The sequence below is a fragment of the Streptomyces sp. NPDC031445 genome, assembly GCF_055581365.1.
Genome location: NZ_JBVIJO010000002.1, coordinates 137,799 through 164,288, shown reverse-complemented (window position 1 = coordinate 164,288; position 26,490 = coordinate 137,799). Strand labels below are relative to the sequence as shown.

General features: G+C 74.8%; 25 protein-coding genes, 1 other RNA gene and 1 pseudogene. 18 read left to right on the top strand and 9 right to left on the bottom strand.

Going from position 1 to position 26,490, the window contains the following annotated elements; genetic code table 11:
• The first annotated feature begins 138 nt into the window (after positions 1 to 138).
• Entirely contained in the window at positions 139 to 678 is a 540-nt protein-coding gene (locus tag ACZ5DC_RS07040) for a SigE family RNA polymerase sigma factor (RefSeq protein ID WP_468650225.1), read from the top strand.
• Complete coding sequence (locus tag ACZ5DC_RS07035; RefSeq protein ID WP_468650223.1) at positions 678 to 1,499, top strand: hypothetical protein; 822 nt, start codon at positions 678 to 680, stop codon at positions 1,497 to 1,499. Before ACZ5DC_RS07040 ends, ACZ5DC_RS07035 begins: the two co-directional genes overlap by 1 nt.
• Positions 1,500 to 1,521: 22 nt before the next feature.
• Here the strand turns inward: ACZ5DC_RS07035 and ACZ5DC_RS07030 are convergent, their stop codons facing one another.
• A complete protein-coding gene (locus tag ACZ5DC_RS07030; RefSeq protein WP_468651257.1) occupies positions 1,522 to 2,154 on the bottom strand; it encodes a response regulator in 633 nt (210 codons plus the stop codon).
• A gap of 184 nt (positions 2,155 to 2,338) precedes the next feature.
• Here ACZ5DC_RS07030 and ACZ5DC_RS07025 point away from each other — a divergent pair, with 184 nt between their 5' ends.
• Entirely contained in the window at positions 2,339 to 2,956 is a 618-nt protein-coding gene (locus tag ACZ5DC_RS07025) for a TOPRIM nucleotidyl transferase/hydrolase domain-containing protein (RefSeq protein ID WP_468650221.1), read from the top strand.
• A 109-nt stretch (positions 2,957 to 3,065) separates the two neighbouring features.
• Here ACZ5DC_RS07025 and ACZ5DC_RS07020 read toward each other — a convergent pair whose 3' ends face one another.
• Complete coding sequence (locus ACZ5DC_RS07020; RefSeq protein ID WP_468650219.1) at positions 3,066 to 4,400, bottom strand: sensor histidine kinase; 1,335 nt, start codon at positions 4,398 to 4,400, stop codon at positions 3,066 to 3,068.
• Positions 4,401 to 4,616: 216 nt separating this feature from the next.
• Here ACZ5DC_RS07020 and ACZ5DC_RS07015 point away from each other — a divergent pair, with 216 nt between their 5' ends.
• Positions 4,617 to 5,474, top strand: a complete 858-nt coding sequence (locus ACZ5DC_RS07015; protein WP_468650217.1) for a MaoC/PaaZ C-terminal domain-containing protein — start codon at positions 4,617 to 4,619, stop codon at positions 5,472 to 5,474.
• Positions 5,475 to 5,629: 155 nt separating this feature from the next.
• Here the strand turns inward: ACZ5DC_RS07015 and ACZ5DC_RS07010 are convergent, their stop codons facing one another.
• Both ACZ5DC_RS07010 and ACZ5DC_RS07005 read right to left on the bottom strand, forming a co-directional pair.
• Positions 5,630 to 5,788 (bottom strand): hypothetical protein, encoded by a 159-nt coding sequence (locus ACZ5DC_RS07010; protein ID WP_366749335.1) that lies wholly within the window; start codon positions 5,786 to 5,788, stop codon positions 5,630 to 5,632.
• 96 nt (positions 5,789 to 5,884) lie between these two features.
• Complete coding sequence (locus ACZ5DC_RS07005) at positions 5,885 to 7,222, bottom strand: hypothetical protein (RefSeq protein ID WP_468650214.1); 1,338 nt, start codon at positions 7,220 to 7,222, stop codon at positions 5,885 to 5,887.
• 187 nt (positions 7,223 to 7,409) lie between these two features.
• Here ACZ5DC_RS07005 and ACZ5DC_RS07000 point away from each other — a divergent pair, with 187 nt between their 5' ends.
• The 3 genes from ACZ5DC_RS07000 to ACZ5DC_RS06990 are packed head-to-tail and all read left to right on the top strand — an operon-like array spanning position 7,410 to position 10,447.
• Entirely contained in the window at positions 7,410 to 8,318 is a 909-nt protein-coding gene (locus ACZ5DC_RS07000) for a Nif3-like dinuclear metal center hexameric protein (protein ID WP_468650212.1), read from the top strand.
• Complete coding sequence (locus ACZ5DC_RS06995; RefSeq protein ID WP_468651255.1) at positions 8,315 to 9,058, top strand: zinc ribbon domain-containing protein; 744 nt, start codon at positions 8,315 to 8,317, stop codon at positions 9,056 to 9,058. The genes ACZ5DC_RS07000 and ACZ5DC_RS06995 overlap by 4 nt, the downstream gene beginning before the upstream one ends.
• Positions 9,059 to 9,070: 12 nt before the next feature.
• Positions 9,071 to 10,447 carry a bifunctional RNase H/acid phosphatase gene (locus tag ACZ5DC_RS06990; protein WP_468650210.1) on the top strand — a complete coding sequence of 459 codons (1,377 nt, stop codon included), beginning with the start codon at positions 9,071 to 9,073 and terminating at the stop codon, positions 10,445 to 10,447.
• A gap of 12 nt (positions 10,448 to 10,459) precedes the next feature.
• Here the strand turns inward: ACZ5DC_RS06990 and eda are convergent, their stop codons facing one another.
• Positions 10,460 to 11,131 carry a bifunctional 4-hydroxy-2-oxoglutarate aldolase/2-dehydro-3-deoxy-phosphogluconate aldolase gene (eda, locus tag ACZ5DC_RS06985; RefSeq protein ID WP_468650208.1) on the bottom strand — a complete coding sequence of 224 codons (672 nt, stop codon included), beginning with the start codon at positions 11,129 to 11,131 and terminating at the stop codon, positions 10,460 to 10,462.
• Positions 11,132 to 11,203: 72 nt separating this feature from the next.
• Positions 11,204 to 11,986, bottom strand: a complete 783-nt coding sequence (yaaA, locus tag ACZ5DC_RS06980) for a peroxide stress protein YaaA (RefSeq protein ID WP_468650206.1) — start codon at positions 11,984 to 11,986, stop codon at positions 11,204 to 11,206.
• Between the two features lie 74 nt (positions 11,987 to 12,060).
• On the opposite strand from yaaA, the gene ACZ5DC_RS06975 reads away from it, so the two are divergent.
• The 4 genes and pseudogenes from ACZ5DC_RS06975 (at position 12,061) to rnpB (ending at position 15,756) form a co-directional block, all read left to right on the top strand.
• Positions 12,061 to 13,494 carry an RNB domain-containing ribonuclease gene (locus tag ACZ5DC_RS06975; RefSeq protein ID WP_468650204.1) on the top strand — a complete coding sequence of 478 codons (1,434 nt, stop codon included), beginning with the start codon at positions 12,061 to 12,063 and terminating at the stop codon, positions 13,492 to 13,494.
• A gap of 109 nt (positions 13,495 to 13,603) precedes the next feature.
• The gene (locus ACZ5DC_RS06970) at positions 13,604 to 14,452 is read left to right on the top strand and encodes an AraC family ligand binding domain-containing protein (RefSeq protein ID WP_468650202.1); all 849 of its coding nucleotides are present in this window, start codon (positions 13,604 to 13,606) and stop codon (positions 14,450 to 14,452) included.
• A pseudogene (locus tag ACZ5DC_RS06965) lies at positions 14,449 to 15,228 on the top strand (DMT family transporter); the annotation flags it as partial. The gene ACZ5DC_RS06970 and the pseudogene ACZ5DC_RS06965, both read left to right, overlap by 4 nt.
• Before the next feature lie 115 nt (positions 15,229 to 15,343).
• Positions 15,344 to 15,756, top strand: an RNA gene (gene rnpB / locus ACZ5DC_RS06960) — RNase P RNA component class A.
• A 219-nt stretch (positions 15,757 to 15,975) separates the two neighbouring features.
• Here rnpB and ACZ5DC_RS06955 read toward each other — a convergent pair.
• Positions 15,976 to 16,521 (bottom strand): DoxX family protein, encoded by a 546-nt coding sequence (locus ACZ5DC_RS06955; protein ID WP_468650200.1) that lies wholly within the window; start codon positions 16,519 to 16,521, stop codon positions 15,976 to 15,978.
• A 250-nt stretch (positions 16,522 to 16,771) separates the two neighbouring features.
• Between ACZ5DC_RS06955 and ACZ5DC_RS06950 the strand changes: the two genes are divergently transcribed.
• Together ACZ5DC_RS06950 and ACZ5DC_RS06945 are read left to right on the top strand one after the other, a co-directional pair.
• The gene (locus ACZ5DC_RS06950; RefSeq protein ID WP_468650199.1) at positions 16,772 to 17,752 is read left to right on the top strand and encodes an aldo/keto reductase; all 981 of its coding nucleotides are present in this window, start codon (positions 16,772 to 16,774) and stop codon (positions 17,750 to 17,752) included.
• Between the two features lie 154 nt (positions 17,753 to 17,906).
• Complete coding sequence (locus ACZ5DC_RS06945) at positions 17,907 to 19,100, top strand: D-alanyl-D-alanine carboxypeptidase family protein (protein ID WP_468650197.1); 1,194 nt, start codon at positions 17,907 to 17,909, stop codon at positions 19,098 to 19,100.
• 291 nt (positions 19,101 to 19,391) lie between these two features.
• Here ACZ5DC_RS06945 and ACZ5DC_RS06940 read toward each other — a convergent pair whose 3' ends face one another.
• Complete coding sequence (locus ACZ5DC_RS06940) at positions 19,392 to 20,150, bottom strand: SDR family oxidoreductase (RefSeq protein WP_468650195.1); 759 nt, start codon at positions 20,148 to 20,150, stop codon at positions 19,392 to 19,394.
• Between the two features lie 56 nt (positions 20,151 to 20,206).
• Entirely contained in the window at positions 20,207 to 21,238 is a 1,032-nt protein-coding gene (locus ACZ5DC_RS06935) for a Gfo/Idh/MocA family protein (protein WP_468650193.1), read from the bottom strand.
• Between the two features lie 147 nt (positions 21,239 to 21,385).
• Between ACZ5DC_RS06935 and ACZ5DC_RS06930 the strand changes: the two genes are divergently transcribed.
• From ACZ5DC_RS06930 to ACZ5DC_RS06910, 5 genes are all read left to right on the top strand, one after another.
• Positions 21,386 to 22,702: a multidrug effflux MFS transporter gene (locus ACZ5DC_RS06930; protein WP_468650191.1), complete on the top strand. Its 1,317-nt coding sequence runs from the start codon at positions 21,386 to 21,388 to the stop codon at positions 22,700 to 22,702.
• Positions 22,639 to 23,823 (top strand): serine hydrolase domain-containing protein, encoded by a 1,185-nt coding sequence (locus ACZ5DC_RS06925; RefSeq protein WP_468650188.1) that lies wholly within the window; start codon positions 22,639 to 22,641, stop codon positions 23,821 to 23,823. Before ACZ5DC_RS06930 ends, ACZ5DC_RS06925 begins: the two co-directional genes overlap by 64 nt.
• A 127-nt stretch (positions 23,824 to 23,950) precedes the next feature.
• A complete protein-coding gene (locus tag ACZ5DC_RS06920) occupies positions 23,951 to 24,928 on the top strand; it encodes a small ribosomal subunit Rsm22 family protein (protein WP_468650186.1) in 978 nt (325 codons plus the stop codon).
• A 42-nt stretch (positions 24,929 to 24,970) separates the two neighbouring features.
• Positions 24,971 to 25,585 carry a TetR/AcrR family transcriptional regulator gene (locus tag ACZ5DC_RS06915; protein WP_468650184.1) on the top strand — a complete coding sequence of 205 codons (615 nt, stop codon included), beginning with the start codon at positions 24,971 to 24,973 and terminating at the stop codon, positions 25,583 to 25,585.
• A 139-nt stretch (positions 25,586 to 25,724) separates the two neighbouring features.
• Positions 25,725 to 26,465, top strand: coding sequence for a bifunctional DNA primase/polymerase (locus ACZ5DC_RS06910; protein WP_468650182.1), 741 nt, complete (start codon positions 25,725 to 25,727; stop codon positions 26,463 to 26,465).
• The last annotated feature ends 25 nt before the right edge of the window (positions 26,466 to 26,490 follow it).

Genomic DNA, 26,490 nt, shown 5'->3' with positions numbered 1-26,490 from the left:
ACTATTCCGTTGCTTCGGGCCCCTAACGAATTCTTGACCCTTCCATGGGTTACTGACGCGGAGTCAAGGAATCTCCTCGCCGGCCGGGGCAACGGTCCGGGCGGCCCAGGGACTCCTTTAGACATCTAGGAGGTGCCCATGGGGGACGGGAAGCAGACTCGGAACGAGGAGTTCCAGAGCTTCGTGGTCGGCCGCTGGCCGCGGTTGATGCGTACGGCATTTCTCCTCACGGGGGAGCAGCACGCCGCCGAGGACCTGGTCCAGTCGACGCTCGAACAGGTCTACGTGGCCTGGCGCCGGGTCGGCGGCGCGGACGACCCGGAGGCGTATGTACGCCGCGTCATGATCAACGCGCACGCGCGCAGACACCGCCGGAGGCTCAGGGAGTTCCTGGCGCCGAAGGACGACTCCGGGCTGGCGCGCGAGGTGGCCGACACCGGCGACCGGATCGCCCAGGCCGACGACCGCAGCGCCCTGCTCAAGGCGCTCGCGCAACTGCCTGCCCGGCAGCGCGAGGCGGTGGTGCTGCGCTACTGGGAGGACCTGACGGAGACGCAGACGGCGGAGGCGATGGGCTGCTCGGTCGGCACGGTGAAGAGCAACGCGGCCAAAGGGATCGCGAAACTCCGCGCCATACCGGGTCTGGCCGACATGGTGACGCACGGAGGGCGGAAGTGATGAGCGCGGACCGGGAGAACCACGACATGACGCAGACGGACATCGCCCTCCTGCTCGCGGACGCGGCGGACGGGGTCGAGATCGGCATAGCCCCGGTCCAGGCCGTCATCCGCGGCGGCCGGCGACGCAGAGCACGGCGCTGGGCCGTGGCGGCGGCCACCGCGCTGGTGCTGGCGGGCTCGACGGGAGCCACGCTGGCCTTCGCCGGGCTGCCCGGGGAGCGCGCCGACCGGGGGACGCCGATGGCGCCCGGCCCGGCGTCCGCCGAGGAGAGACACGTGTACGAGCCGCAGCGGACGGAGCTGGCGCGGGGGACCGAGCACGGCAGGCAGTGGCGGGTCTGGGTCGAGGTGTGGGGCGCGCCGCGAGACGTGCGGGAGGCGGACCGGCAGTTCGCCGCCATGCAGCGGACGGGCGTGCGCCCGGCGGTGGACAAGGCCGCCGATCTGGTCGGGAAGACCTCGTACTTCTCGATGCGGTCCTACGGTGACGGCCGTTCCCTGGTCGTCATGTTCGACACGCACCAGAGGACCGACCGCCTCACGGACACCGACCTCATGGCCGCCGCCGTCAGCCTGGAGGGGGCCGGCCCCACGACCCCCGAACGGCTGGTGGTCGGCCATGTGGCGAAGTCCGCCCGGGAGGTCACCTGCCGCTGGAAGGACGGCAGGTCCACCGTGGCCCGGCCGGCGGGCTCGGCGCCCGCCGGCCAGGACGGCACCTCGCTGATCCGGCCGGTGGCCGGCTACCCGGGAGGCAACTGGTTCGTGTGCCTCGCCCCGGAGGGGACGGTCTACGAGGACGCCCGCGTGACCGGGTGACCCGGTGCGCGGGAAGCCCCGCTCAGAGCCAGCCCTGCTGCCGGGCCTCCCGTACCGCCTCGGCCCGGTTGCGGGTGCCGGTCTTGCCGATCGCGGAGGAGAGGTAGTTGCGGACGGTCGACTCGGACAGGCGCAGCCTGCCGGCGATGTCGGCGACGGTCGCCCCGTCCACCGAAGACGTCAGCACCTCCCGCTCACGGGGTGTCAGCGGATTCGGCCCGGCGCTGAGCGCGGCGGCGGCCAGCGCCGGATCGACCACGGTCTCCCCGGTGAGCACACGCCGGATCGCCGCGGCCAGCTCCTCCACGGGCCCGTCCTTGACGAGGAAGCCGGCCGCTCCGGCCTCCATGGCCCGGCGCAGATAGCCCGGCCGTCCGAAGGTGGTGAGGATGAGCACCCGGCAGTCGGGAGCCTGGGCCCGCAGTTCGGCCGCCGCGTCCAGTCCGCTCATGCCCGGCAGCTCGATGTCCAGCAGGGCCACGTCCGGCCGGTGCGTGAGCACGGCGTCCACGATGCCGTCACCCGCGGCCAGCTGAGCCACGACCTCGATGTCCTCCTCCATACCGAGCAGCAGGGCGAGCGCGCCACGCATCATGCCCTGGTCCTCGGCCAGCAGCACCCGGATGCGTGCGCCGGGCCGGTGACCCCGGGGCATCTCGTCGTCCACCGCCCCAGATTACGCCGGGCGGCTTGGGGTGACTCCGCGTCATCCGGTACCGAACCGGGTCCGCCGAGCGGACTCGACGCGTCCTCGGCGGGGTGGGCGGTGGCCGTGGGCAGCGCTGCGCGGTCCCCGGAATTCCCTACCGTGGGCGTGGGAAAGGGCGCAGACTCGGCTCATGGCTGACATGGGGGCGTTCCGGGAGGCGGTCACCGCGTGGGCGGCCGGTGGGCCCGGTGACCCCGCGCGGGAGCTGGCCGCGCGGCTGTCCGTCCGGGCGGTCGTCCTGCTCGAAGGGCCGAGCGACGCGGCGGCGGTCGGCGCGCTGGCCGAGGGCCGCGGCCGGGACCTGGCGGCCGAAGGCGTCTGCGTCCTGTCGATGGGCGGGGCGATGAACGTCGGGCGGTTCGCCGGGCTCCTCGGGCCGGCCGGGCTGGGCCTGCGCCTGACCGGGCTGTGCGACGAGCGGGAGCGTCCGTACTACGCCCGTGGCTGGGAGCGGGCCGGTGCGGCGCAGCACGGGTTCTTCGTCTGCGCGGCTGATCTGGAGGACGAGTTGATCCGCGCACTGGGCGTGACCCGGGTGACGGAACTGGTCCGGGCGCAGGGCGACCTGCGCGCGTTGCAGACCTTCCTGCGCCAGCCGGCGCAGCGGGGCCGCACCGCACAGCAGCAGTTGCGGCGCTTCCTCGGCACGAAGAAGGGGCGGAAGATCCACTACGGCCGTGTCCTGGTCGAGGCCCTCGATCCCGGCCGCGCGCCCGCCCCGCTCGACGGCTTGCTCACCAGTCTCTGACCGGGCGGAGGGCTCCGGGGCCACGGGGGTTGGGGCATCTTGACGGTGGGCAAACAATCGCCGGGCGGGACCAACGCCGTCGACAGCGAAACGTCGTGGACGGCCGACGTCAGCTGCGCGGTCGCCGCGCCCCGGGCGCCGTAGCGGGAGCCGCCGTAGCCACCTCGACACCGCTCAGCGCGAGTTCGCCGCTCACCGGGAGGTCGGCGGTGACCGTGAAGCCGCCGCGTGGCGCCGGGCCGGCCGTGAGGGAGCCGCCCGCCGCCGCGAGGCGTTCGGTCAGGCCCTTCAACCCCGTGCCGCCGATGCCCGCACCAACACCCGTACCGCCGACCGGGGTTCCGGTGCCGGCTCCGGTGCCCGTGCCGTTGTCCGTGACCGTCAGCCTGACCCGCTCGGCGGTCCCCTCGACGGTGATCTCGCAGCGGTCGGCACGGCTGTGCCGGACCACGTTGGTGACCGCCTCGCGCACCACCCAGCCGAGCAGCGCCTCGGTCTGCGGGGTCAGCGGCGCCCCGGTCTGGCGCACCACCGGCTCCACGCTCGCCGCGGAGAGCGCCGACCGGGCCCGGCTGAGTTCGGTGGCCAGGCTGCCCTCGCGGTAGCCGGTCACCGCCTCCCGGATCTCGGTGAGCGCCTGCCGGCCCACCGACTCGATGTCCGAGATCTGTGCCAGCGCCGCGTCCAGGTCGCGTGCCGCGAGCCGGCGGGCCGCCTCGGACTTCACCACGACCACCGACAGCGTGTGCCCGAGCAGGTCGTGCAGATCGCGGGAGAAGCGCAGCCGCTCCTCCGCCACCGCGCGACGGGCCAGTTCCTCCCGGGCGGCCCGCAGTTCCCGCACGGCCTCGGACAGGCCGAGGATCGCGGCGGTGACCATGCTGGACAGGAAGGTGGCGTAGGCGATGCCCGACGCGTCGTCCCAGCCGTCCCGCAGCCAGGTGGCCGCTCCCGCGTAGAACGTGAGCAGCAGGCCGACGCGGCCGAGCCAGGGTCCGCGCACGGTGGCGCCCGTGGCGAGGCCCAGCAGCGGGAAGAACATCAGCCAGTTGCCGCCGTACCCGAGGGCCAGGCCCGTCGTGACCAGGCCGAGCAGGACCAGCGCCACCCGGGTGGACACCGACTCGCGCCTGGCCCGGTCGAAGGCGCGGAAGGTGACGTAGACGTACAGGGAGTTGAAGGCGAGCAGGCCCAGGCCGCCGACCCAGGGGTTCGGGGTCTCGCCCTTGAGCACGTTGGAGAGGGAGCCCATGCCCAGCAGCAGCCAGGGCAGCAGGGTGAAGCCGGTGGGCGGCGGGCCCGGGTGCTCGGCGGTGGAGGGGTCCGCGCCCGCGCACCGGGCGGCCCGCCGCTCGGCCCGGAAGCGCCGCATGTCCGCCCGCCACGCCAGTCGTTCCCGCTGCCAGGCCGCCGTCTGCCGGCGCAGGCTCCGCCACCACGTCATCTCCGAGTCCCCCGTCCCCGTCGTTCCGGCGGCCCGTCCCGCAGGGGGCGGGAGGGCGGCACTGTCGTACGGATCGAACGGTACGGAACCGGGCCCGGCGCCGGCAGACACGCGTGTACCGAATCGGGCAGGACAAATGTCACGGGCGCCCTGCGGAGTCGACACACTGTCGCGTACTGCCTCGACACCGAGGTCTTGAGACCCGTCAGGAGCGCCATGCCCATCGACGCCGCCAAGGCACTCGCCGCCGAGCCCCGGTCGGGAGAGATCTCCTGGACGCGCAAGGACGTCCTGCTCTACCACCTCGGCATCGGCGCGGGCGTCCCCGCCACCGACCCCGACGAGCTGCGCTACACCCTGGAGTCCCGGCTGCACGTCCTGCCCGGCTTCGCCACCGTCGCGGGCGCCGGCTCACCGGGCGTGATCAGCGGGCTGTCCATGCCCGGCGTCGACGTCGACCTCGCCCGCGTCCTGCACGGCGGCCAGTCGCTCACCCTGCACCGGCCCGTTCCCGTGGAGGGCACCGCCACCGCCACCGGCCGCATCGCCGCCGTGTACGACAAGGGCACGGCCGCCGTCCTCGTCATGCGCACCGAGGTCGCGGACGCGGAGGGCCCGTTGTGGACCAGCGACGCGCAGATCTTCGTACGGGGAGAGGGCGGCTGGGGCGGCGACCGGGGACCGTCCGCCCGGACCGAACCGCCCGCAGGGGAGCCGGACCGGGTCGTCGAGCGGCGCCTGCGCGAGGACCAGGCCCTGCTCTACCGCCTGTCCGGCGACTGGAACCCGCTGCACGCCGACCCCGGGTTCGCCAGGCTCGCCGGCTTCGAACGGCCCATCCTGCACGGCCTGTGCACCTACGGCGTCACGCTCAAGGCGGTCGTCGACACCCTGCTCGGCGGGGACGTGAGCCGGGTGCGGTCGTACGCCACGCGGTTCGCCGGTGTCGTGTACCCGGGGGAGACCCTGCGGATCCGGCTGTGGGCATCGGAAGGCTCCGTGCGGGCCGCCGTGAGCGCCGTCGAACGCGACGACGCGCCCGTCCTCGCCGACACCGTGGTCCAGCACTCCTGACAGACCGCGTGCGACGGACTCGACGCGCTGCTCACCCCGCACCACGCGGGGCCGGGCGCCGGGGGGACCTTCGCGGCGGCGGAGGTGCCGGGGCTCGGACGGGGACAGGCGAAGGGGGCGCCCGCCGAGCGGACGCCCCCTCTTCTTTCCTACCGTCAGGCAGCTGCCTCCACCCTCTCCTGGGCCGGTTTGCGGTGCCGGCCGTGCGGAGCCGACTCGCTCTCCTGGGCCGCGACCGGGCCCCGGTGCCGGCCGTGGCCGGTGTTCTCGGAAGAGCCGGCAGACAGCTGCTCAGTGGTGCTGGTGTCGCTCATCGGACGTATTCACCCCGTCAACCTGATCTTTCGTACAGCCGGGCGAGTGTAACCGGCGCACCACGGACCGAATCCAGGCGCACACGCCAACCGGCACTAGTTCGTTACAAGACGGCCCAAGGGTGCCTGCTGCAACGGCACGGGCCGGGCCACGGCCGGCACCGCGGGGCCCGGTTCCGCCCCCGCCGGACCCACCCGTTCCGGGGTCCCGGGGCCGCCGTCCCGGGACCGCCGGGCGTCCTCCGTACCCTCCGCGGCGACGTCAACCGCCCCGGCGACGTCAACCGCCCCGGCCAGGTCCCCCGCCCGGGCCAGGTCCCCCGCCCGGGCCACGCCCCCCGACCCGGCCCCGGCCAGGTCTCCCGCCCCGGCCCCGGCCAGGTCTCCCGCCCCCGTCGTCGTCGCGCCCCAGCCCGGTGCCGTCACGTCCGACAGGCCGCACGGAGTCGCCTCCGTGGCGTACGGCAGACGCAGCACCCCGTCGCGCGTGCACAGCCCGCTGCCCGCCAGCCAGCCCTCGGGCGCCGGGAGGTGCCGGACCTCGCGGTCGGCCGGGCGCCACACGCCCACCCAGGTGCCGAAGGACCCGTCGATGCGCAGCCCCACCGCGCAGTTCTCCGGCATCAGCACCTGCCCGGGCTGGATCGCGAACGGCGTCACCAGGCACTCCGGCACCCGCAGGCACTCCGGGAACCGCACCGGCAGGGTGCTGCCGAGGACACCCCAGCCCAGGCGCGCCCGTCCCGGGGAGGGCGCGTCCGAGGAGATCAGCAGCAGACCGCTGTCGGGATCGGCGAGCAGCAGCCGGTCGTCGCTGCCCTCCGTGATCTGGAGCAGCGGCGAGACCTCACCGGCGCGCTCCAGGTCCACCACGACCGTCTTGGTGCGTCCGTCCAGTTCCCGGTCCAGCGCCAGCATCCGCCCCGAACCGTCCAGCCAGACCCCGCCCGAGCAGCGCCCCGGCACCTCGGCGCACCGCTCCAGGCCGAACGCCCCGCCCGCCACCAGCCACACCGCGCTGGAGCGCGCCCCGACCGCGAGGGCGTACGCCCGCACGCCCCCCGGCGCGGGCGGCAGCAGGGTGAGCCGGGTGCCGGGTCCGGCGCACTCCACCGCGCCCAGCGGCAGCTCACCGGTGCCGGGCCCGGTCGGGTACAGCAGCGAGAACGCGTGCCGCCCGGCCACCAGGCGGTGGATCAGCACCCGCCCGTCACCCATCGGCTGCACCTCGGTCCCGGGCTCCTCCGGCTGGTTCCCGGGCAGGGGCACCGCGTACGGTTCCGGGCCGTCCAGGGTCCAGCGTTCCGGGAACCAGGAGTCACCGTCCCGGGCGAGCCGCGCGGCGTAGGCGCCGTCCGCCGTGATCGCGCACCCCGCCGCCGGCACGCCGTCGGTCCCGTCCGTGGAGGGGGGTTCCATCGCACAGACCGTCATCGTTCGGTCACCTCCGGCGACGAAGCTAGTTTTCGCACGCACAGGCGGGGGACCGGCCCTCCCCGGCTTCACACGTAAGGGTGGCGCAGAAGCGATTCACCTGAGGAAACCGGGGCGTCTGTGCTGAGCGGGGTCAGACCGGACGCATGCGGTACAGCCCCGCCGGGCAGCCAGGTAGCCTTGGGCCGTGCCCCGTCTGTCTGAAGTCATCGCCGCGCTGGAGAACCTGTGGCCCGCCGAGCGGGCCGAGTCCTGGGACGCGGTCGGCACGGTCGTGGGCGACCCCGGCCAGGAGGTCACCCGGGTCCTGTTCGCCGTCGACCCCGTCCAGGAGATCGTCGACGAGGCGGTGAAGCTCGGCGCCGACCTGCTGGTCACCCACCACCCGCTCTATCTGCGCGGCACGACCACGGTCGCGGCCACGCACTTCAAGGGCCGGGTCGTGCACACGCTGATCAAGAACGACATCGCGCTGCACGTCGCCCACACCAACGCCGACACCGCCGACCCCGGCGTCTCCGACGCCCTCGCCGGGGCCCTCGACCTCCGCGTCGTGGGCCCCCTCGTGCCCGACCCCACCGACCCCGAGGGCCGCCGGGGCCTGGGCCGCGTCTGCGAACTCGACCACCCCCTCACCGTCCGCGAGCTGGCCGCGCGCGCCGCCGAGCGGCTGCCCGCCACCGCGCAGGGCATCAGGGTGGCCGGCGACCCCGCGGCCGTCGTCCGCACCGTCGCCGTCAGCGGCGGCTCCGGCGACAGCCTCTTCGACCAGGTCCGCGCGGCCGGCGCCGACGCCTTCCTCACCGCCGACCTGCGCCACCACCCGGCCTCCGAGGCGGTGGCCCACAGTCCCCTCGCGCTGCTCGACGCGGCGCACTGGGCCACCGAGTGGCCCTGGTGCGAGCTGGCCGCGAGCCAGCTCGACGAGATCTCCGACCGTCACGGCTGGGACCTGCGCGTCCACGTCTCCAAGACGGTCACCGACCCCTGGACCGCCCACGCGGCGTCCACCGCCACCGCCCACCCGTCGTCCACCGCCACCCTTCCAACGAGCGCTTCGCGCGCCCCTTCCGATACCACGGGAGCCCCCAACTGAACGCCGCGCCCGCCGACCAGATCCGACTCCTCGACGTCCAGGCCCTCGACGTCCGCCTGCAGCAGCTCGCGCACAAGCGGAGGTCCCTGCCCGAGCACGCCGAGATCGAGTCGCTGACGAAGGACCTCACGCAGCTGCGCGACCTGCTCGTGGCCGCGCAGACCGAGGAGAGCGACTGCGCCCGCGAGCAGACCAAGGCCGAGCAGGACGTCGACCAGGTGCGCCAGCGCGCCACCCGCGACCAGCAGCGCCTCGACTCCGGCGCGGTCACCTCGCCGAAGGACCTGTCCAACCTCCAGCACGAGATCGCCTCCCTCGCCAAGCGGCAGGGCGACCTGGAGGACGTGGTCCTCGAGGTGATGGAGCGCCGCGAGGCCGCGCAGGAGCGGGTGAACGAGCTGACCGAGCGGGTCGCCTCCGTGCAGTCGAAGATCGACGACGCGACCGGTCGCCGGGACGCGGCGTTCGAGGAGATCGACGGCGAGGCCGCCTCGGTGACCAAGGAGCGCGAGGTCGTGGCGGCCTCCGTGCCGGCGGACCTGCTCAAGCTCTACGACAAGCTGCGCGAGCAGCAGGGCGGCATCGGCGCGGCCAAGCTGTACGCCCGCACCTGCCAGGGGTGCCGGCAGGAGCTGGCCATCACCGAGCTGAACGAGATCCGCTCGGCGGCGCCGGACACGGTGGTCCGCTGCGAGAACTGCCGCCGCATCCTGGTGCGCACGTCCGAGTCGGGTCTGTAAGGAGCTTCAGGGGTGCGGGAGTTCATCGTCGAGGCCGACGGCGGGTCGCGGGGCAACCCCGGGCCCGCGGGCTACGGGGCGGTCGTGCTCGACGGGGCCACGGGTGAGGCCCTGACCGAGGCCGCGGAGTACATCGGCGTCGCCACGAACAACGTCGCCGAGTACCGCGGCCTGCTGGCCGGCCTCCGCGCCGCGCGCGCCCTCGACCCGTCGGCCCGGGTCCACGTCCGCATGGACTCCAAGCTCGTCATCGAGCAGATGTCGGGCCGCTGGAAGATCAAGCACCCCGACATGAAGCCGCTGGCGACGGAGGCGAGGTCCGTCTACCCGCCGGACCAGGTCACCTACGAGTGGATCCCCCGCGAGCGCAACAAACACGCGGACCGCTTGGCGAACGAGGCGATGGACGCGGGGGCGAAGGGCCGGCAGTGGTCACCGTCGCAGTCCCGCGCGGCCCTGGACACCCCGCCGTCGGGTCCGCCCGGAGACGCGGCGGCGGGCGCGGCGAAGGCCCGCGCGGCCCTGGCGGAGGGCCGGGCCCCCAGCGCCGGGCAGGCTCTCGGCACCGAGCAGCGTCCTACGGCCTCCGGCGCCGGGCAGGCTTCCAGCGAGCAGCACGTTACGGCCTCCGGCGCCGGGCAGGCTCCCCGCGGGCAGCACCCCCAGCCCCCCGGCGAAGGGCGCCCCTCCGGTTCCGCCGGGGAGACCCCGCACGAGCAGCGCGACACCAGCGCCCCCGGCTGGAGCGCCGCCCCCGACCTGGGCGCGCCCGCCACCCTCGTCCTCCTCCGGCACGGGGAAACCCCCCTGACCCCCCAGAAACGCTTCTCCGGCAGCGGCGGCACCGACCCCTCCCTCTCCGCGGCGGGCCGGGAGCAGGCGCACCGCGTCGCCGAGGCCCTGGCACGGCGCGGCACGATCCAGGCCGTCGTCGCCTCCCCCCTCGCCCGCACCCGCGAGACAGCCGAGATCGTCGCCGCCCGCCTGCGCCTGGACGTCACGGTCGACGACGGCCTGCGCGAGACGGACTTCGGCGCCTGGGAGGGCCTGACCTTCGGCGAGGTCCGCGAGCGCCACCCGGACGACCTCGACGCCTGGCTCGCCGACCCGCAGGCCCACCCCACCGGCGGCGGGGAGAGCTTCGCCGAGACGGCCACCCGGATCGCCGCGACCCGCGACAAGCTGGTCGCGGCCCACGCGGGCCGTACGGTCCTGCTGGTCACGCACGTCACGCCGATCAAGACCTTCGTCCGCCTCGCGCTCGGCGCCCCGCCCGAGTCGCTGTTCCGGATGGAGCTCTCGGCGGCCTCCCTGTCGGCGGTGGCGTACTACGCGGACGGCAACGCGAGCGTACGGCTGTTCAACGACACCTCTCACCTGCGCCCCTGAGTCCCCGGGCGGCTACGCCCCCGAGCCGGCCGAGCCGCCCGAGGACCCCAACCCGGCCGCCCCGCGCGCCAGTTCCTCGATCCGCCCCCAGTCCCGGGCGGCCACCGCATCCGCGGGGACCATCCAGCTCCCGCCCACGCAGCCGACGTTGGGAAGCGCGAGGTACTCGGGCGCGGTCTCCAGCCCGATCCCGCCCGTGGGGCAGAACCGGGCCTGCGGCAACGGCCCGGCCAGCGACCTCAGATACGCCGTACCGCCCGCCGCCTGCGCCGGGAAGAACTTCATCTCCCGCACCCCGCGCTCCAGCAGCGCGACGACCTCCGAGGCGGTCGACACCCCGGGCAGGAACGGCACCCCGGACCCGCGCATCGCCTCCAGCAGCGCCTCCGTCCACCCGGGACTGACCAGGAACCGCGCCCCGTCCGCCGTGCACGCGCTCACCTGCTCCGGTGTGATCACCGTGCCCGCACCGACGACGGCTTCGGGGACCTCGGCGGCGATGGCCCGGATCGCGGCAGGCGCGGCCGGGGTCCGCAGGGTCACCTCGATGGCGGGCAGCCCGCCCGCGACCAGCGCCCGCGCGAGCGGTACGGCGTCGGCGGCGTCGGCGAGCACCACCACGGGCACGACGGGGGCGAGGTCCAGCACGGAGGCAGCCGGGAACGAGGGCAGCGGCGAGGTCATGCGCTCATCGTGCCCAGGGACTGCAATCTCCGCAACGATCGTTGCGCATGATGCAACGCTATGGGTGTCTCCTCAGTGGACCTCGTCCACCAGCACGTCCAGCGCCCACGCCTTGCCCGCCTTCCCGGGCGCCTCCGCCTCCACGACGTACCCCAGCTCCCGCAGCACCTCCACCAGCTCCGCGGGATCCTTCGGCGCGGCCCCCGCGGTCAGCAGGCTCCGGACGATCCGGCCCTTCGTCGCCTTGTTGAAGTGGCTGACGACCTTCCGGGTCGGCGCGTGCAGCACCCGTACCGTCGCCGTGCGCCCGGCCACCTCGCCCTTCGGCCGCCAGGCCGCCGCATACGCCGAGGACCGCAGGTCGAGGACCAGGCCGTCGGCCGCCGCCTGTGGCAGCACTCCGGCCATCGGCGCCCGCCAGTGCCCGGCCAGCGCCCCGAGACCCGGCAGCCGCCCGCCCATCGAGCAGCGGTAGGAGGGAATCCGGTCCGTCACCCGCACGGCGCCCCACAGCCCGGAGAAGACCAGCAGCGAGTCCGCCGCACGGCGCCGCGCCGCCGCGTCCAGCGTGGCCAGGCCGAGGGCGTCGTACAGGACACCGGTGTAGACCTCCCCGGCCGGGCGGGCGCCGGCCGTGCGCAGCCCGGCGTTCTTCGCGACCTCGCCGCGCAGCCCCTCGCTCAGCCCCAGCACCTCGCGGGCCTTCTCCTCGTCACCGGAACACAGCTCGACCAGTTCCCCGAGCACGGCCTCCCGCGCGGCGGTCAGCCCCGGCAGGGACAGCGACTCCAGCCGAAGCGGGGCACCCTCGCCCCCGTTCGCCTTGCCTTCCGAGGGCGGCAGCAGGACCAGCAACACGTACTCCTCACGTAGACCTCCGCGCCAGGGTACGGCGTGACTCCCGTGCCACCTCCGCCTACGCTCGCTCCATGCCTCGCCGCAAGATCCGCGTCACCGGCGCCCCCGAAGCGCCCCTCCGGGCCGCGCTCGCCGCGCTCCGCTCCGAACTCGGCATCCCGGAGACCTTCCCGCCGGAGGTCCTGGCGGCGGCCGAGCGGGCGGCCAAGGACCCGGCGCTGCCGGTGCACGACGCCACCGACATCCCCTTCTTCACCCTGGACCCGCCCACCTCCACCGACCTCGACCAGGCCACCCACCTGTCCCGGCACGGCACCGGCTACCGCGTCCGGTACGCCATCGCCGACGTCGCCGCCTTCGTCGCACCCGGCGGAGCCCTGGACGCGGAGGCGCACCGGAGGGTGACCACCCTGTACTTCCCGGACGAGCGGGTCCCGCTGCACCCCACCGTGCTCAGCGAGGGCGCGGCCAGCCTGCTGCCCGGACAGACCCGGCCGGCCGTGCTGTGGACGATCGACCTGGACGCCCAGGGCCGCACCCTCGCCGTCGACGTGCGCCGGGCCCTCGTCCGCAGCCGGGCCAAGCTCGACTACGCCCACGTGCAGCGGGACATCGATGCGGGGACCGCGGAGGAACCCGTCGCGCTGCTCAAGGAGATCGGCGAGGCGCGGGAACGGCTGGAGGCCGAGCGCGGCGGGATCTCCCTGAACGTGCCCGAGCAGGAGATCGTCCAGCGGGACCACACCTACGCGCTGCGCTACCGCGCCCCGCTGCCCGCCGACCGCTGGAACGCCCAGCTCTCCCTGCTCACCGGCATGGCCGCCGCCGATCTGATGCTCGCCCACGGCACCGGCATCCTGCGCACCCTGCCCACCGCCCCGGACGGCGCCGTCGCACGGCTGCGCCGCACCGCCACCGCCCTGCACATCGACTGGCCGCACCACGTGTCGTACGCGGCCCTGCTGCGCACCCTCGACCCGCACGACCCGCACCACGCGGCCTTCCTCCAGGAGTGCACCACCCTGCTGCGCGGGGCCGGCTACACGGTCTTCCGGGACGGCGAGCCGCCCGCGCTCACCACGCACGCGGCCGTCGCCGCCGCCTACGCGCACTGCACCGCCCCGCTGCGCCGCCTCGCCGACCGGTACGCCTCGGAGATCTGCCTCGCCGCCGTCGCGGGCCAGGACCCGCCCGACTGGGTGCTCGCCGCGCTCGACGCGCTGCCCCGGCGGATGGCCGACGGCTCCCGGCGCGCGGGCACGGTCGAGCGGGAGTGCGTCGACATCGTGGAGGCGGCCCTGCTCAAGGACCGGGTCGGGGACGTCTTCGACGGCTGTGTCGTGGACGTGGACGAGCACCGGCCGACCGTGGGCACCGTCCAGGTGCTGTCCCCGGCGGTCATCGGACGCGTCGAGGGCACGGACCTGCCGCTCGGTGAACGCCTGCGCGTCCGGCTCACCCGCGCCGACCCGGGCACGTCGAAGATCCTCTTCGCCGTGGCGTGAGCCGCCCGGACGAGCGCGGCATGGAATGGCGGCTTCCGGCGCTGTACGCGGTGTGGGGGCCACGGCGCGGGAAGGGCGCCGGTGGCGGAAGCCGTGGGAGGACGGACCGATGGGGGAACAGGCGCGCTGGACACGGGCCCGGCTGGGCCGTTGCGGACCCCCGCTCGACCTGCTCACCGCGAGCTTCCGCCGGCACGTCTACGCCCCGCACGCCCACGACGAGTACACGATCGGCGTCTGCGTCGGCGGCTCCGAGATCATCGACTACCGGGGCGGCCACATCCGCACCGGCCCCGGCACCATCGTCGTCCTCGAACCCGGCGAGATGCACACCGGCGGCCCCGGCAACCCCACCGACGGCTACGCCTACCGCGCCCTGTACGCCGAGCCGTCCCTGCTGGCCGACGGCACCCTCGGCGGTCCGCCGCACTTCCGCGAGCCCCTCATCGACGACCCGGCGCTGGCCCGGGCCCTGCGCACCGCCCACACGCGACTGAGCGCCTGCCCCGACCCGCTGGAGGCCGAGTCCGTCGTGCCCTGGGTGCTGGCGGCACTCGCCCGGCGCCACTCCACGGCCCGCCCGCTCGCCGGCCGCGTCCCCGGCGCCGACGCCATAGCCCGCACGGTCCGCGACCGCCTCGCCGACGAACTCACCGACCCGCCCTCCCTGGCCCTGCTCGCCACCGACCTCGGCCTGTCCCGCTACCAGCTGCTGCGCGCCTTCCGCACGACGATGGGCATACCCCCCTACGCCTGGCTCGCCCAGCACCGCGTCACCAAGGCGCGGGTCCTGCTGGAGGCCGGCCTGCGCCCCGCCGAAGTGGCCGCCCTCGTCGGCTTCGCCGACCAGGCCCACCTCACCCGCTGGTTCCGCCGGGTGCTCGGGGTGACCCCGGCGGCCTACCGCAACAGCGTTCAAGACAGCCCCGGACCGGGCGGCCGACACTCGGCCGCATGACTGCACGCGGCTGGTTCCTGTTCTCCCTGATGGGAGTGGTCTGGGGCATCCCCTATCTGATGATCAAGGTGGCGGTGGACGCGGTGTCCCCGCCGGTGGTGGTGTTCACGCGCTGTGCGCTCGGCGCGGCCCTGCTGCTCCCGTTCGCCCTCCGCCAGGGCGGTCTCGGCGACGCGGTACGACGTCACTGGCGCCCCATGCTGGCCTTCGCGGTCCTGGAGATCATGATCCCCTGGTTCACCCTGACCGACGCCGAGCGGCACCTGTCCAGCTCGACGGCGGGCCTGCTGATCGCGGGCGTGCCGATCGTCGGCGTGGTCCTGGCCCGGTTCCTGGGCGACACGGAGCACCTCGGCGTCCGCCGGATCTCGGGCCTGGCCCTGGGGCTGGCGGGGGTGGCGGTCCTCACCCTCCCGCACCTCGCCGGCGGCGACGCCCGCTCCCTGGCGGAGGTCCTGGTGACGGTCCTGGGCTACGCCACGGCCCCCCTGATCGCCGCCCGCCGCCTCAAGGAGGTCCCGTCGCTCCATCTGACGGCCGCCTGCCTCACCCTGGCCGCCCTGGTCTACGCCCCCGCGGCCGCCCTCACCCGCCCGGCCGCGCTGCCCTCCGCCACCGTCCTGACCGCGCTGGCCGGCCTGGGCGTGATCTGCACCGCCGTGGCGTTCGTGGCGTTCCTGGAGCTGATCAGGGAGGCGGGCCCCACCCGGGCCACGGTGATCACCTACGTCAACCCGGCGGTGGCGGTGGCGGCGGGAGCCCTGTTCCTGCACGAACCGCTGACCCTCCCGGTGCTGGCCGCCTTCGCCCTCATCCTGGCCGGCTCGGTCCTCGCGACGGCCGCGGGTCCCCGGCGCGGCACGCGCCCGGTACCATGGTCGGCACGGCAGACGAGCCGGGCGGACGGCCGCGTGGAGTCCCCTTAGGGGGCTTCCCGAGGAACGTCCGGGCTCCACAGGGCAGGGTGGTGGCTAACGGCCACCCGGGGTGACCCGCGGGACAGTGCCACAGAAAGCAGACCGCCCGGGGCTCCGGCCCCTGGTAAGGGTGAAACGGTGGTGTAAGAGACCACCAGTGCCCAGGGTGACCTGGGCAGCTAGGTAAACCCCACCCGGAGCAAGGTCAAGAGGGGCCGCCTCTCGCGAGAGGGGCGTCCCTGCGCGGACGATCGAGGGCTGCCCGCCCGAGTCCGCGGGTAGACCGCACGAGGCCGGCGGCAACGCCGGCCCTAGATGGATGGCCGTCGCCCCGGCGCCCGCGAGGACACCGGGGAACAGAACCCGGCGTACAGCCCGACTCGTCTGCCGCTCTGTTCTGCGCGCCGAAGCCGGTGCCACGCTGCCGGCTCGGGCACCGCCCGCCGCTGAGGGCCCGGCGCAACCGCCCGCGACCGCCGCGCCGTCGCCACTGGGTCCCGAGGCCACGGAAACGCTCGACACCGCCCGCTGCCGCACAGGCTCACGCGCCGCCCGCTTCGGCGGAGACCCGCGCGCCGCCCGCCACTCCCCGGGGCGACCGCCCGCTCACTCCTCGAACAGCGTCTCCTGTTCGCCCTCCGCCCGTTGCCGTACCCGGCGGTTGCGGGCGCCCACCACCAGGGCCGTCGCCGCGGCGGTCACGCCGAGGGCGGCCGGGACCATCCAGCCGCGGTCGAGGACGTGGCCGAGGGCGTGGTCGAGGGAGAGCCGGCCCGGGCCGGCGACGGCGAGGCCGGCCGCGGCCAGGCCGAGGGTCGCCGCGTACTCGTAGCCGCCCTCCTGCGCGAAGAAGCCGTGGGGCATGTGCACGGTCGCGGCCCCCGCCATCCCGCCGGCCGCCGCCGCGCCCGCCGCCGGGGTCGCGAGGCCCAGGGCCAGCAGGGTGCCGCCGCCCGCCTCCGCCAGGCCGGACGCCGTCGCGCTCAGCTTGCCGGGCGCGAAGCCGATGGACTCCATGTACTGGCCGGTGCCCTCCAGCCCGTGCCCGCCGAACCAGCCGAACAGCTTCTGCGCGCCGTGTGCCGCCAGTACTCCGCCGGTGCTCAGCCGAAGCAGCAGCAGGCCCACATCTCGTCGGTCGTAACAGGTCACGGTGACTCCCCAGCAGACAGGCGGACACGTCCCTCCCGCGTCCCACCCTCGCACCGCGGACGCCGCCCGGCCCGCCCTGGCCGCCGTTCGGGTGGCGGGACCGCCGGCGCGGTGTGGGCCTGACGCCATGACGATTCAGCCGACGACGGCTCCGAGCGGGACCTCGCCGAAGGGGCTTGAGGGGGCGCGCCCGCAATGACGCCCGCGGGGGCTTGTGTTCGCGTGCGCTCCAACTCCTAGCGTCCCACCCATGACGACACGGACGCTGGGACGCAGTGGCATCGAGGTGAGCGCGCTCGGTTTCGGGTGCTGGGCCATCGGGGGTGAGCACCAGACCGCCGACGGGCAGCCCGTCGGCTGGGGGAAGGTGGACGACGAGGAGTCCGTACGGGCCGTCCGCCGGGCACTGGACCTCGGCGTCACCTTCTTCGACACCGCCGACTCCTACGGCACCGGGCACAGCGAGGAGATCCTCGGCAAGGCCCTCGGCAAGCGGCGGGACGACGTCGTCCTCGCCACCAAGTGGGGCAACGTCTTCGACGCGGACACCCGCACGCTCACCGGCACCGACGCCACCCCGGAGTACGCCCGCCGGGCCCTGACCGCGTCACTGCGCCGCCTCGGCACCGACCGCGTCGACCTCTACCAGCTCCACATCTCCGACGCGGACCCGGCACGTGCCGCCGAACTCCGCGACGCCTGTGAGGAGTTCGTCACCGAAGGGCTCGTGCGCGCCTACGGCTGGAGCACCGACGACCCCGCGCGGGCCGCCGTCTTCGCCGAGGGCCCGCACTGCACGGCCGTGCAGCACACCCTCAACGTGCTCCAGGACGCGCCGGACGTCGTGGCCCTGTGCGAGCGGCTGGAGCTGGCGAGCGTCAACCGCGGCCCGCTCGCCATGGGGCTGCTCGCCGGGCGGCGCGGCGGACCGCTGGAGGCCGGGGACATCCGCAGCCGGCCGCCCGCCTGGCTGCCGGGGTACGCGGACGACGGCTCCGGCGCCGATCCGGGGTGGCTGGCCAGGATCGACGCGGTCCGCTCCGTCCTCACCAGCGACGGCCGCAGCCTCGCCCAGGGCGCCCTCGCCTGGCTGTGGGCCCGCAGCTCGCGCACCGTGCCCATCCCCGGCTTCCGGACCGTCACCCAGGCCGAGGAGAACGCCGGGGCGCTCGCGAAGGGGCCGCTCACCGCGGCGCAGTGCGCCGAGATCGACCGCCTGCTCGGCAGGTGAGCGGCCCTGGGACCGTACGGGAGGGACCGGTGGGACGGGTGCCGCCGGCCCGGGGTGTCACGCGGATCGTCGGAATTTCATAACGCGGCAAATTCCGTGCCGTCTCGGCCATCAGTTCGTGAAGTCCCTGCTGGAGGCGGTGTACGGTCCCCGGGTGCGTGAATGTTCCCGGCTCAGCCGGCGTGCCGTCCTCGGTTTGACGGCCGCCGCCCTTCCCCTGTCCACGGCCACCTCCGCCGCCGCGGCGACCGTCGTCGGCGGCGAGCAGCTGGCCCGCTCCGGCGTCCAGGTGCGCGGCGCCACCGGGCTGCCCGAGAAGCTCACCGCCCGCTCCTGGCTGGTCGCCGACTGCGAGAGCGGGGAGGTGCTCGCCTCCTTCAACGCGCACCGGCGGCTCGCGCCCGCGTCCACGCTGAAGATGCTGTTCGCGGACACCGTGCTGAAGAGGTTCGACCGCACCGAGCGGTACCGGGTCACCGATGCCGACCTCGCCGACATCCCGGCCGGTTCCAGCCTCGTCGGCATCAGGCCCGGCCTCACCTACACCGTCGAGCAGCTGTGGCAGGGCGTGTTCCTGCGCTCGGGCAACGACGCCGTGCACGTCCTGTCCCACATGAACGGCGGTGTCGCGAAGACCGTCGCCGAGATGCAGGCCAAGGCCGCGGACCTCCAGGCCCTGGACACCCATGTGGTCAGCCCCGACGGCTTCGACCACAAGGGGCAGCTCTCCTCGGCGTACGACCTCACGCTCTTCGCCCGCCACGGCCTGAAGGACCCCGACTTCCGCGCCTACTGCGGCACGCGGACCGCCGACTTCCCGGCGGGCGGGAAGAAGACCTTCCAGATCCAGAACACCGACCGCCTGCTGACCGGGTCGTGGGGGCTGAAGACGTACGACGGCCTGATCGGTGTGAAGAACGGCTACACCAGCCATGCCGGGAACACCTTCACCGGCGCGGCGACCCGGGGCGGGCGCACCCTGCTGGTCACCGTGATGCATCCCGGCGCGGGCGGCAACGCCGTGTACGAGCACACCGCCGCGCTGCTCGACTGGGGCTTCACCCACGGGCGTTCGGCGCAGCCGGTGGGCCTGCTGGTCGAGCCGCTCAGCGCGGGCGGGGCGAGCGCGGCCCCGGTGCCCGTGCGGAAGACGGTGCGGGCGGCGGTCGGCGCGTCCGGCTCGGTGTCCGGCGGCGGCTCGGGCCTGCGGATCGCGGAGGGCGCCGCCGGGGCGCTCGCGCTGCTGGGAGCGGGAGCCTGGACCCTGCGCAGGCGCCGGGCACGGACGGCGGGGGCAGCGGCGGGCGAGGCGGCGGAGACGAGGCGCGGGCACCGGCGCCGGCGCTGACCGGGGTGCCGGGGCCGAACGGCCGTAGCGCCCGCTCCGCCGGCGAACCCGCCGTACGGCGGTATGTGGCGGCGGTCGTTCCACCGGCCGGTGTGTACCCCGCGGTCCGCCGCGAGGTCCACCCCCAACTCCCGTCCGGTGGAACGGCCGCCGCCTCCCCCCTGGCGGTGGCCGCGGAACCCGTGTGCTCCAACTGTGAAGCTCTGGTGGAGAAAAGTTGAGCACATGTCATCGATCGACCGCAATAGCGCGGATGTTCAAATTCCGTTTGCCGGGGCGGGGGAGTGCGCCTCAGCCCCGCCCGATGTACGGCATCGCCGTCGCCAGTACCGTCGCGAACTGCACGTTCGCCTCCAGGGGCAGCTCCGCCATGTGCCGTACCGTGCGGGCCGCGTCGGCCACGTCCATCACCGGCTCCGGGACCACCTCCCCGTTCGCCTGGAGCGCGCCCGTGCCCATCCGGGCCGTCATGTCCGTCGCCGCGTTGCCGATGTCGATCTGCCCGACCGCGATGCGGTACGGCCGCCCGTCCAGGGACAGCGACTTGGTCAGGCCGGTCAGCGCGTGCTTGGTCGCCGTGTAGGCGACCGACCGCGGGCGGGGCGCGTGGGCCGATACGGAGCCGTTGTTGATGATCCGGCCGCCCTGGGGGTCCTGGTCCTTCATCCGCCGGAAGGCCGCCTGGGCGCACAGGAACGCGCCGTTCAGGTTGGTGTCCACCACGTGCCGCCAGGCGTCGTAGGGCAGTTCCTCGACCGGGACCCCGCCGGGGCCGAAGGTCCCCGCGTTGTTGAACAGCAGGTCCACCCGGCCGAACCGGTCCACGGTCGCCGTGAACAGCGCCTCGACGTCCTCGGGCCGTGACACGTCGGTGGGTACGGCGAGCGAGGCCGCCCCCGGCACCAGCGCCGCCGTCCGCGCCAGCGGCTCCGCGCGCCGGCCGGCCAGCGCCACCGACCAGCCGGCCCGCAACAGCTCCACGGCGACGGCCCGCCCGATGCCGGAGCCGGCCCCGGTCACCACCGCGATGTTCGATTGCCTGTCAGTCATGGTTCCGCAGCGTAGGCGGGAAGTCCGCCATGCGGAATCAGGTGTCCGCCATACGGTTACCCGGCGAGGACGACCGCCTCGTCACCCGCCGTCTCCTCCCCGGGGTAGCGCACCCCGATCCGCTCCCGCACCGCGTCCAGCGTCCGCATCACCGCGAGCGTGCCCTCCAGCGGCACCAGCGGCGACTCCTTCTCGCCCGCCCGCACTGCCCGCATGACCTCCGCCGCCTCGTGCCGCATGCTGGTGCGCGGCCCGTCGGCCGGGTCGGCGGCGAACTCCTCCGGGTCACGGCCGTCCCGGTGCAGCACGAACCGGTCGGGATGGAAGAAACCGGACGGGATGTCGATCCGGCCGCGTGAACCGGTGACCGACGCCGTGACCGCCGTACCGCCGACGATCGAGCAGTGCAGCGAGGCCAGCGCGCCGCTCCCCCAGGACAGCACCGCTCCCGTCTGGAGGTCGACGCCCTCGGGCGACAGCACCGCGCTCGCGGCGACCCCGTCGGGCTCGCCCAGCAGCAGCTGCGCGAAGGACACCGGGTACACGCCCAGGTCCAGCAGCGCCCCGCCGCCCAGCGCGGGGTCCCGCAGCCGGTGCGCCGCCGGGAAGGGACCGGCCAGGCCGAAGTCGGCGTGCACCGTGCGCACCTCGCCGATCGCCCCGTCGTCCACCAGCGCCTTCAGCCGCCGGACCAGCGGGTTGCAGTACATCCACATCGCCTCCATCAGGAAGCGGCCGTGCTCCCGCGCCAGCGCGACGAGTTCCTCCGCCTCGCGCAGGTTCAGCGTGAACGGCTTCTCGCACAGCACGTTCCGGCCCGCCGCCAGGCACGGCCCGGCCGCCGCCCGGTGCGCCGCGTGCGGAGTGGCGACGTACACCACGTCGACGTCCGCGTCCGCCGCCAGGGACTCCCAGTCGCCGTACGCCCGCGCCACCCCGAACCGCTCGGCGAACGCCTCCGCCGACTCCCGGCGGCGCGACGCCACCGCCACGATCTCCGCGTCCGGCAGATCGACCAGATCCGCCGCGAACGCCGCCGCGATCCCGCCCGTCGCCAGGATTCCCCAGCGCACGTTCTCTCCCGCCATCCCCGCCCTCGCTCATCCGTGCCTCGGCAGTGTGTACGAGCTGAGAGCATAGGTGCCGGTCGTGCCGACGACACCGATGTCAGAGCAGCACGAGAAAGCCGAAGAAGCCGGAACAGCCGGAGCAGCCGGGGAAGCAGGGAGGGGCACATGCCGGACCACGCGGCGGCACCGACACCGGAACAAGGGCAGCGGCCCACCTCCGCCCCCGTACCGTCACCGGCCCGCGCACCACGCAGCACCGGACCCCTCGTCACCTTCCTCCTCGGCGGCCTCACCGCGACCACCCCGCTCGCGATGGACATGTACCTGCCCTCGCTGCCGGAGGTCACCCGCTCGCTGGACGCCCGCGCCGTCACCGTCCAGCTCACCCTCACCGCCTGCATGGCCGGGCTCGCGCTCGGCCAGCTGGTCGTCGGCCCCCTCAGCGACCGCTGGGGCCGGCGCCGCCCGCTGCTCGCCGGACTCGCCGTCTACGTGGCCGCCACCGCCCTGTGCGCCCTCGCGCCCACCGTCGAGACGCTGATCGCCTTCCGGCTGGTGCAGGGCCTCGCCGGCGCGGCCGGAGTGGTCATCGCCCGGGCCGTCGTCCGCGACCTGTACGACGGCGTGGCCATGGCCCGCTTCTTCTCCACCCTCATGCTGATCTCCGGGGCGGCCCCCATCGTCGCCCCGCTCGTCGGCGGGCAGATCCTGCGGGTGACGGACTGGCGGGGCGTGTTCCTGGTGCTCACGGTGGTCGGCGCCGCGCTCACCGCCCTCGTCTGGGTGCGGCTGCCGGAGACCCTGCCGCCGGGCGAACGGCACGGCGGCGGAACCGGCGAGGCCCTGCGGGCGATGCGCGGCCTCCTCGCCGACCTGCCCTTCACCGGCTACATGCTCGCCGGAGGCTTCGCCTTCGCCGCGCTGTTCGCCTACGTGAGCGCGTCCCCCTTCGTCGTCCAGGAGATCTACGGCGCCTCCCCGCAGACCTTCAGCCTGCTGTTCGGCCTCAACTCCGTCGGCCTCGTGGCCGCCGGCCAGTTCAACGGCAAGGTGCTGGTCGGCCGGGTCAGCCTGGACAAGGTGCTCGCCTGCGGCCTGGCGGTGATCGTGCTCGCCGCGACCGCCCTGCTGCTGATGGCCGCCGGCGCCTTCGGCGACACCGGCCTCCTCCCCGTCGCCACCGCCCTCTTCGTCCTGATGTCCGCGATGGGCGTCACCCTGCCCAACGCCCAGACCCTCGCCCTGCTGCGCACCCGGCACGCCGCCGGCTCCGCCTCCGCGCTGCTCGGCACCTCCTCCTTCCTCGTCGGCGCGGTCGCCTCCCCCCTCGTCGGCGTCGCCGGGGAGCACACCGCCGTCCCGATGGCCGTCGTCCAACTGGCCGGAGCGCTGGTCGCCGTGGCCTGCTTCGTGGGAATGTGCCGTCCCTGGGCGGTGGCACGGGCAACCACCCGTGCCGGGTCGGAGGGAGACGAGAGCTGAGCGCACCGAGACTGCGCGCCGGCACAGCGGAGCGGGCCGGGCTCGACCCCGTCGAACTCGGGCACCTGGTCGACGAGGTGCACGCCCTCACCGCCGGCGAGCGCCCCTGGGCGTCCGGCGCCGTCGTCCTGGCCGGCCGCGGACCCGTGATCGCCGTGGCCGAGGCCGCCGGCTGGGCCGTGCGCTACGCCGCCCACGACCCCGGCACCGGCGCCGGCGTGGAACTGCCGCCCGCCGCCCGGGTCCCGGCCACCGTCGACACCCCCTTCGACCTGGCGTCGCTGACCAAGCTGTTCACGTCCGTCGCCGCCGTGCAGCAGATCGAGCGCGGCACCGTCGGCATGGACGCCCGCGTCGGCGACTACCTGCCCGACTTCCACGCGGTCGCCGCGCACCGCGTCACGGTGCGGCAACTGCTCACCCACACCTCCGGCCTGCGCCCCGAACTGCCCCTGTACGACTGCCCGGACGACGCCACCCGGCTCGACCTGCTGCGCGCCGAGGCCCCGTCCGGGGAGGTGGGCCGGTACGGGTACTCGGACCTGAACATGCTGCTGCTCCAGTTCGTCCTGGAACGCGTCACCGGGCGCACCCTGGACGTGCTCGTGCGGGACTGCATCACCCGGCCGCTCGGCATGACCGCCACCGCGTTCGGGCCCTGCCCCGGCGCCGCGGCCACCGAGGACCAGCGGCGTCCGTGGGCCAAGGCCGACCGGGGGATGCTGCGGGGCGTGGTCCACGACGAGAACGCCTGGGCGCTCGGCGGGGTCGCCGGCCACGCGGGCCTCTTCTCCACCGCGCCCGACCTGGCCGTCTTCTGCCGCGCCCTGCTCGCGGGCGGCTCCTACGGCCCCGCGCGCATCCTCGGCCCCGACCACGTGGAGCTGCTGTTCACCCCGCCCGGACTGGGTTTCCACCTGGACCAGCCCTGGTTCATGGGCGAGCTGGCGGGCCGGGGCGCGGCGGGCCACACCGGCTTCACCGGCACGGCCCTGGTCCTGGACCGGGCGACGGACACCTTCCTCGTGCTCCTGGCCAACACGGTCCACCCGAAGCGCCGGCCCCCGGACAGCGGTCCCCGAGCGCGGCTGGCGACGCACTTGGCGAGAGCCGTCGTCTGAGAACCACCCGGGCCGGGCGGGCGGGCACGGGTGCCGGGGGTCAGGGGACGGAGCCCCAGCGGGTCGGTACCGGCGCCGGGTGCCGTGGAGTGTCCCCCCAAGGGGCCGGGCGCCGTAGAATCGCCAGGTGAACGACCCCCTCCGCACAGCCCTGGCCGAGCTGCTGGACGGTCTGCCCCCCACGGAGGTCACCGCCGCCGTGGACCGGCTGATCGCCAGCTACCGCGGCGACACCCCCACCCACGCGCCGATCCTCCGCGACCGCGCCGACGTGGCCGCGTACGCCGCCTACCGCATGCCCGCCACCTTCGAGGCCGTGCACCGCGCCCTGGAGGCGTTCGCGGCGACCGTCCCCGACTGGACCCCCGGCAGCCACGCCGACGTCGGCGGCGGCACCGGCGCCGCCACCTGGGCCGTCAGCGCCACCTGGCCCGGCGAGCGCGGCGTCACCGTGCTGGACTGGGCCGAACCCGCCCTCGCCCTCGGCCGGGAGATCGCCGCCGCCAACCCGGCCCTGCGGGACGCCCGCTGGCAGCGCGCCCGGATCGGCAAGGACCTCACCCTGGACGCCACCGACCTGGTCACGGTGTCGTACGTCCTCAACGAACTCGCCGAGGCCGACCGCGCCGCCCTCGTCGACGCGGCCGCCGGCGCCGCGCGGAGCGTCGTGATCGTCGAGGCCGGCACCCCGGCCGGCTACGCGCGCGTCATCGAGGCCCGCGACCGGCTTGTCCGGGCCGGCTTCCGCATCGCCGCCCCCTGCCCGCACAGCGCCGCCTGCCCCATCGCGCCCGGCACGGACTGGTGCCACTTCTCCGCCCGCGTCGGCCGCTCCTCCCTGCACCGCCAGGTCAAGGGCGGCTCACTGGCGTACGAGGACGAGAAGTTCTCCTACGTCGCCGCGACCCGGCTGCCCGCCGAGCCCGCCCCCGCCCGGGTGGTCCGGCGCCCGCAGATCCGCAAGGGCCAGGTGCTGCTCGACCTGTGCGAGACCGAGGAGCGGCTGCGCCGCACGACGGTCACCAAGCGCCACGGCGACCTGTACAAGGCGGCCCGGGACGCGGACTGGGGCGACGCCTGGCCGCCGTACGACCCCGCGTCCTGACGGGTGTCGTGGCCGGCCCCCGCCGCTTGTTACTTTCGACCCATGGTCAGCAAGCCCGCACCCGACGCCACCCGCCGCAGCGAGAAGTCCCGCCGGGCCATCTACGCCGCCGCCCTCGCCCTGGTCGGGGAGGTCGGGTACCCGAGGACCACCGTGGAGGCCATCGCCGCACGGGCCGGGGTCGGCAAGCAGACCATCTACCGCTGGTGGTCGTCCAAGGCGGACGTCCTGCTGGAGGCCTTCCTGGACCTCGCCGGGCAGGCGGCGCGGGCGTCCGGGCAGGACGTGGACGCCCTCCCGGACACCGGTGACCTGGCCGCCGACCTCAAGGCGGTGCTGCGGGCCACGGTGGACGAGCTGTTCGACCCGCGCTTCGAGGCGCCGGCGCGGGCGCTGGCCGCGGAGGGCGTCGTCAACGAGCAGCTCGGCCGCGAGGTCGTCGCCAAGCTGCTGGAACCGCAGCTCCAGCTGTACGTCGCCCGGTTGCGCTCGGCCCAGGACGCGGGGGCCGTACGCGCCGGCGTCGACCCGCGGATCGCGCTGGAGCTGTTCGTCTCCCCGCTCGCGCAACGCTGGCTGCAACGCAGCGGACCGGTCTCGTACGCGTACACGGACACCCTCGTCGACTACGCCCTGCACGGCATCGCGCCGCGCTGAGCCGCCCCCGCCGAACCGCCCGCCCGCCCGCCGGCGACCGCCGGCCACTGGCCCGCGGCGACCCCCGAGGCACGCGAAGGTGGGACGATGAGGCATGCTGTCCGCACAGCAGCGAGGCGACCACAGACCGAGGGGATAGATGAGCGAGACGTTCGGCGGCCGGAGCGGCCGGCAGGGCAAACTCTCCCAATGGCTGCTCGGACGCCGCCCGAAGGAGGCCGCCGCCGACGACAGCGGCCGTGAGACCCTGCTGCTCGCAGCCGCCGCGGCGGGCCTGCCCCTCGCCCCCGCCGCGCACCCCGCCGACGGCTACCGCTGCTCCTGCGACCGCGTGGGCTGTCCCACCCCCGCCCGGCACCCGGTGTCGTTCGCCTGGCAGACGCAGTCCACCACCGACCGCGCCCAGATCGAGCGCTGGGCCCGGCACCAGCCGGCGGCGAACTTCATCACCGCCACCGGCATGGTGCACGACGTGCTGGACGTGCCCCTGGCGGCCGGCCGCGAGGCGCTGGACCGGCTGCTCGGCTCCGGTGTCGAGGTCGGCCCGGTCGCCGAGAGCGACGACGGCCGCATGCTGTTCTTCACCCTGACCCGGGGCACCCCCGAGGACGAGGACGAGTGGTGGCCCTGTGAGCTGGACTGCCACCCCGAGACGATGGACGAGCATCCCGGGCTGCGCTGGCACTGCCGGGGCTCCTACGTCCTCGTACCGCCCGCCCGGCTGCCCGGCGACGCCGACCAGCGGGTGCGCTGGGTGCGCGGCCCGGAGCATCCGCTGCCGGACCCGCTGAGCCTGCTGGAGGCACTGACCGACGCCTGCGCCCGGCACCCGGGCACCGAGCCCGGCCACCACGGCACGGCCTGGCCCCTGCACCGCTGACGGCCGGCGCGACCCCCGGTCCCGC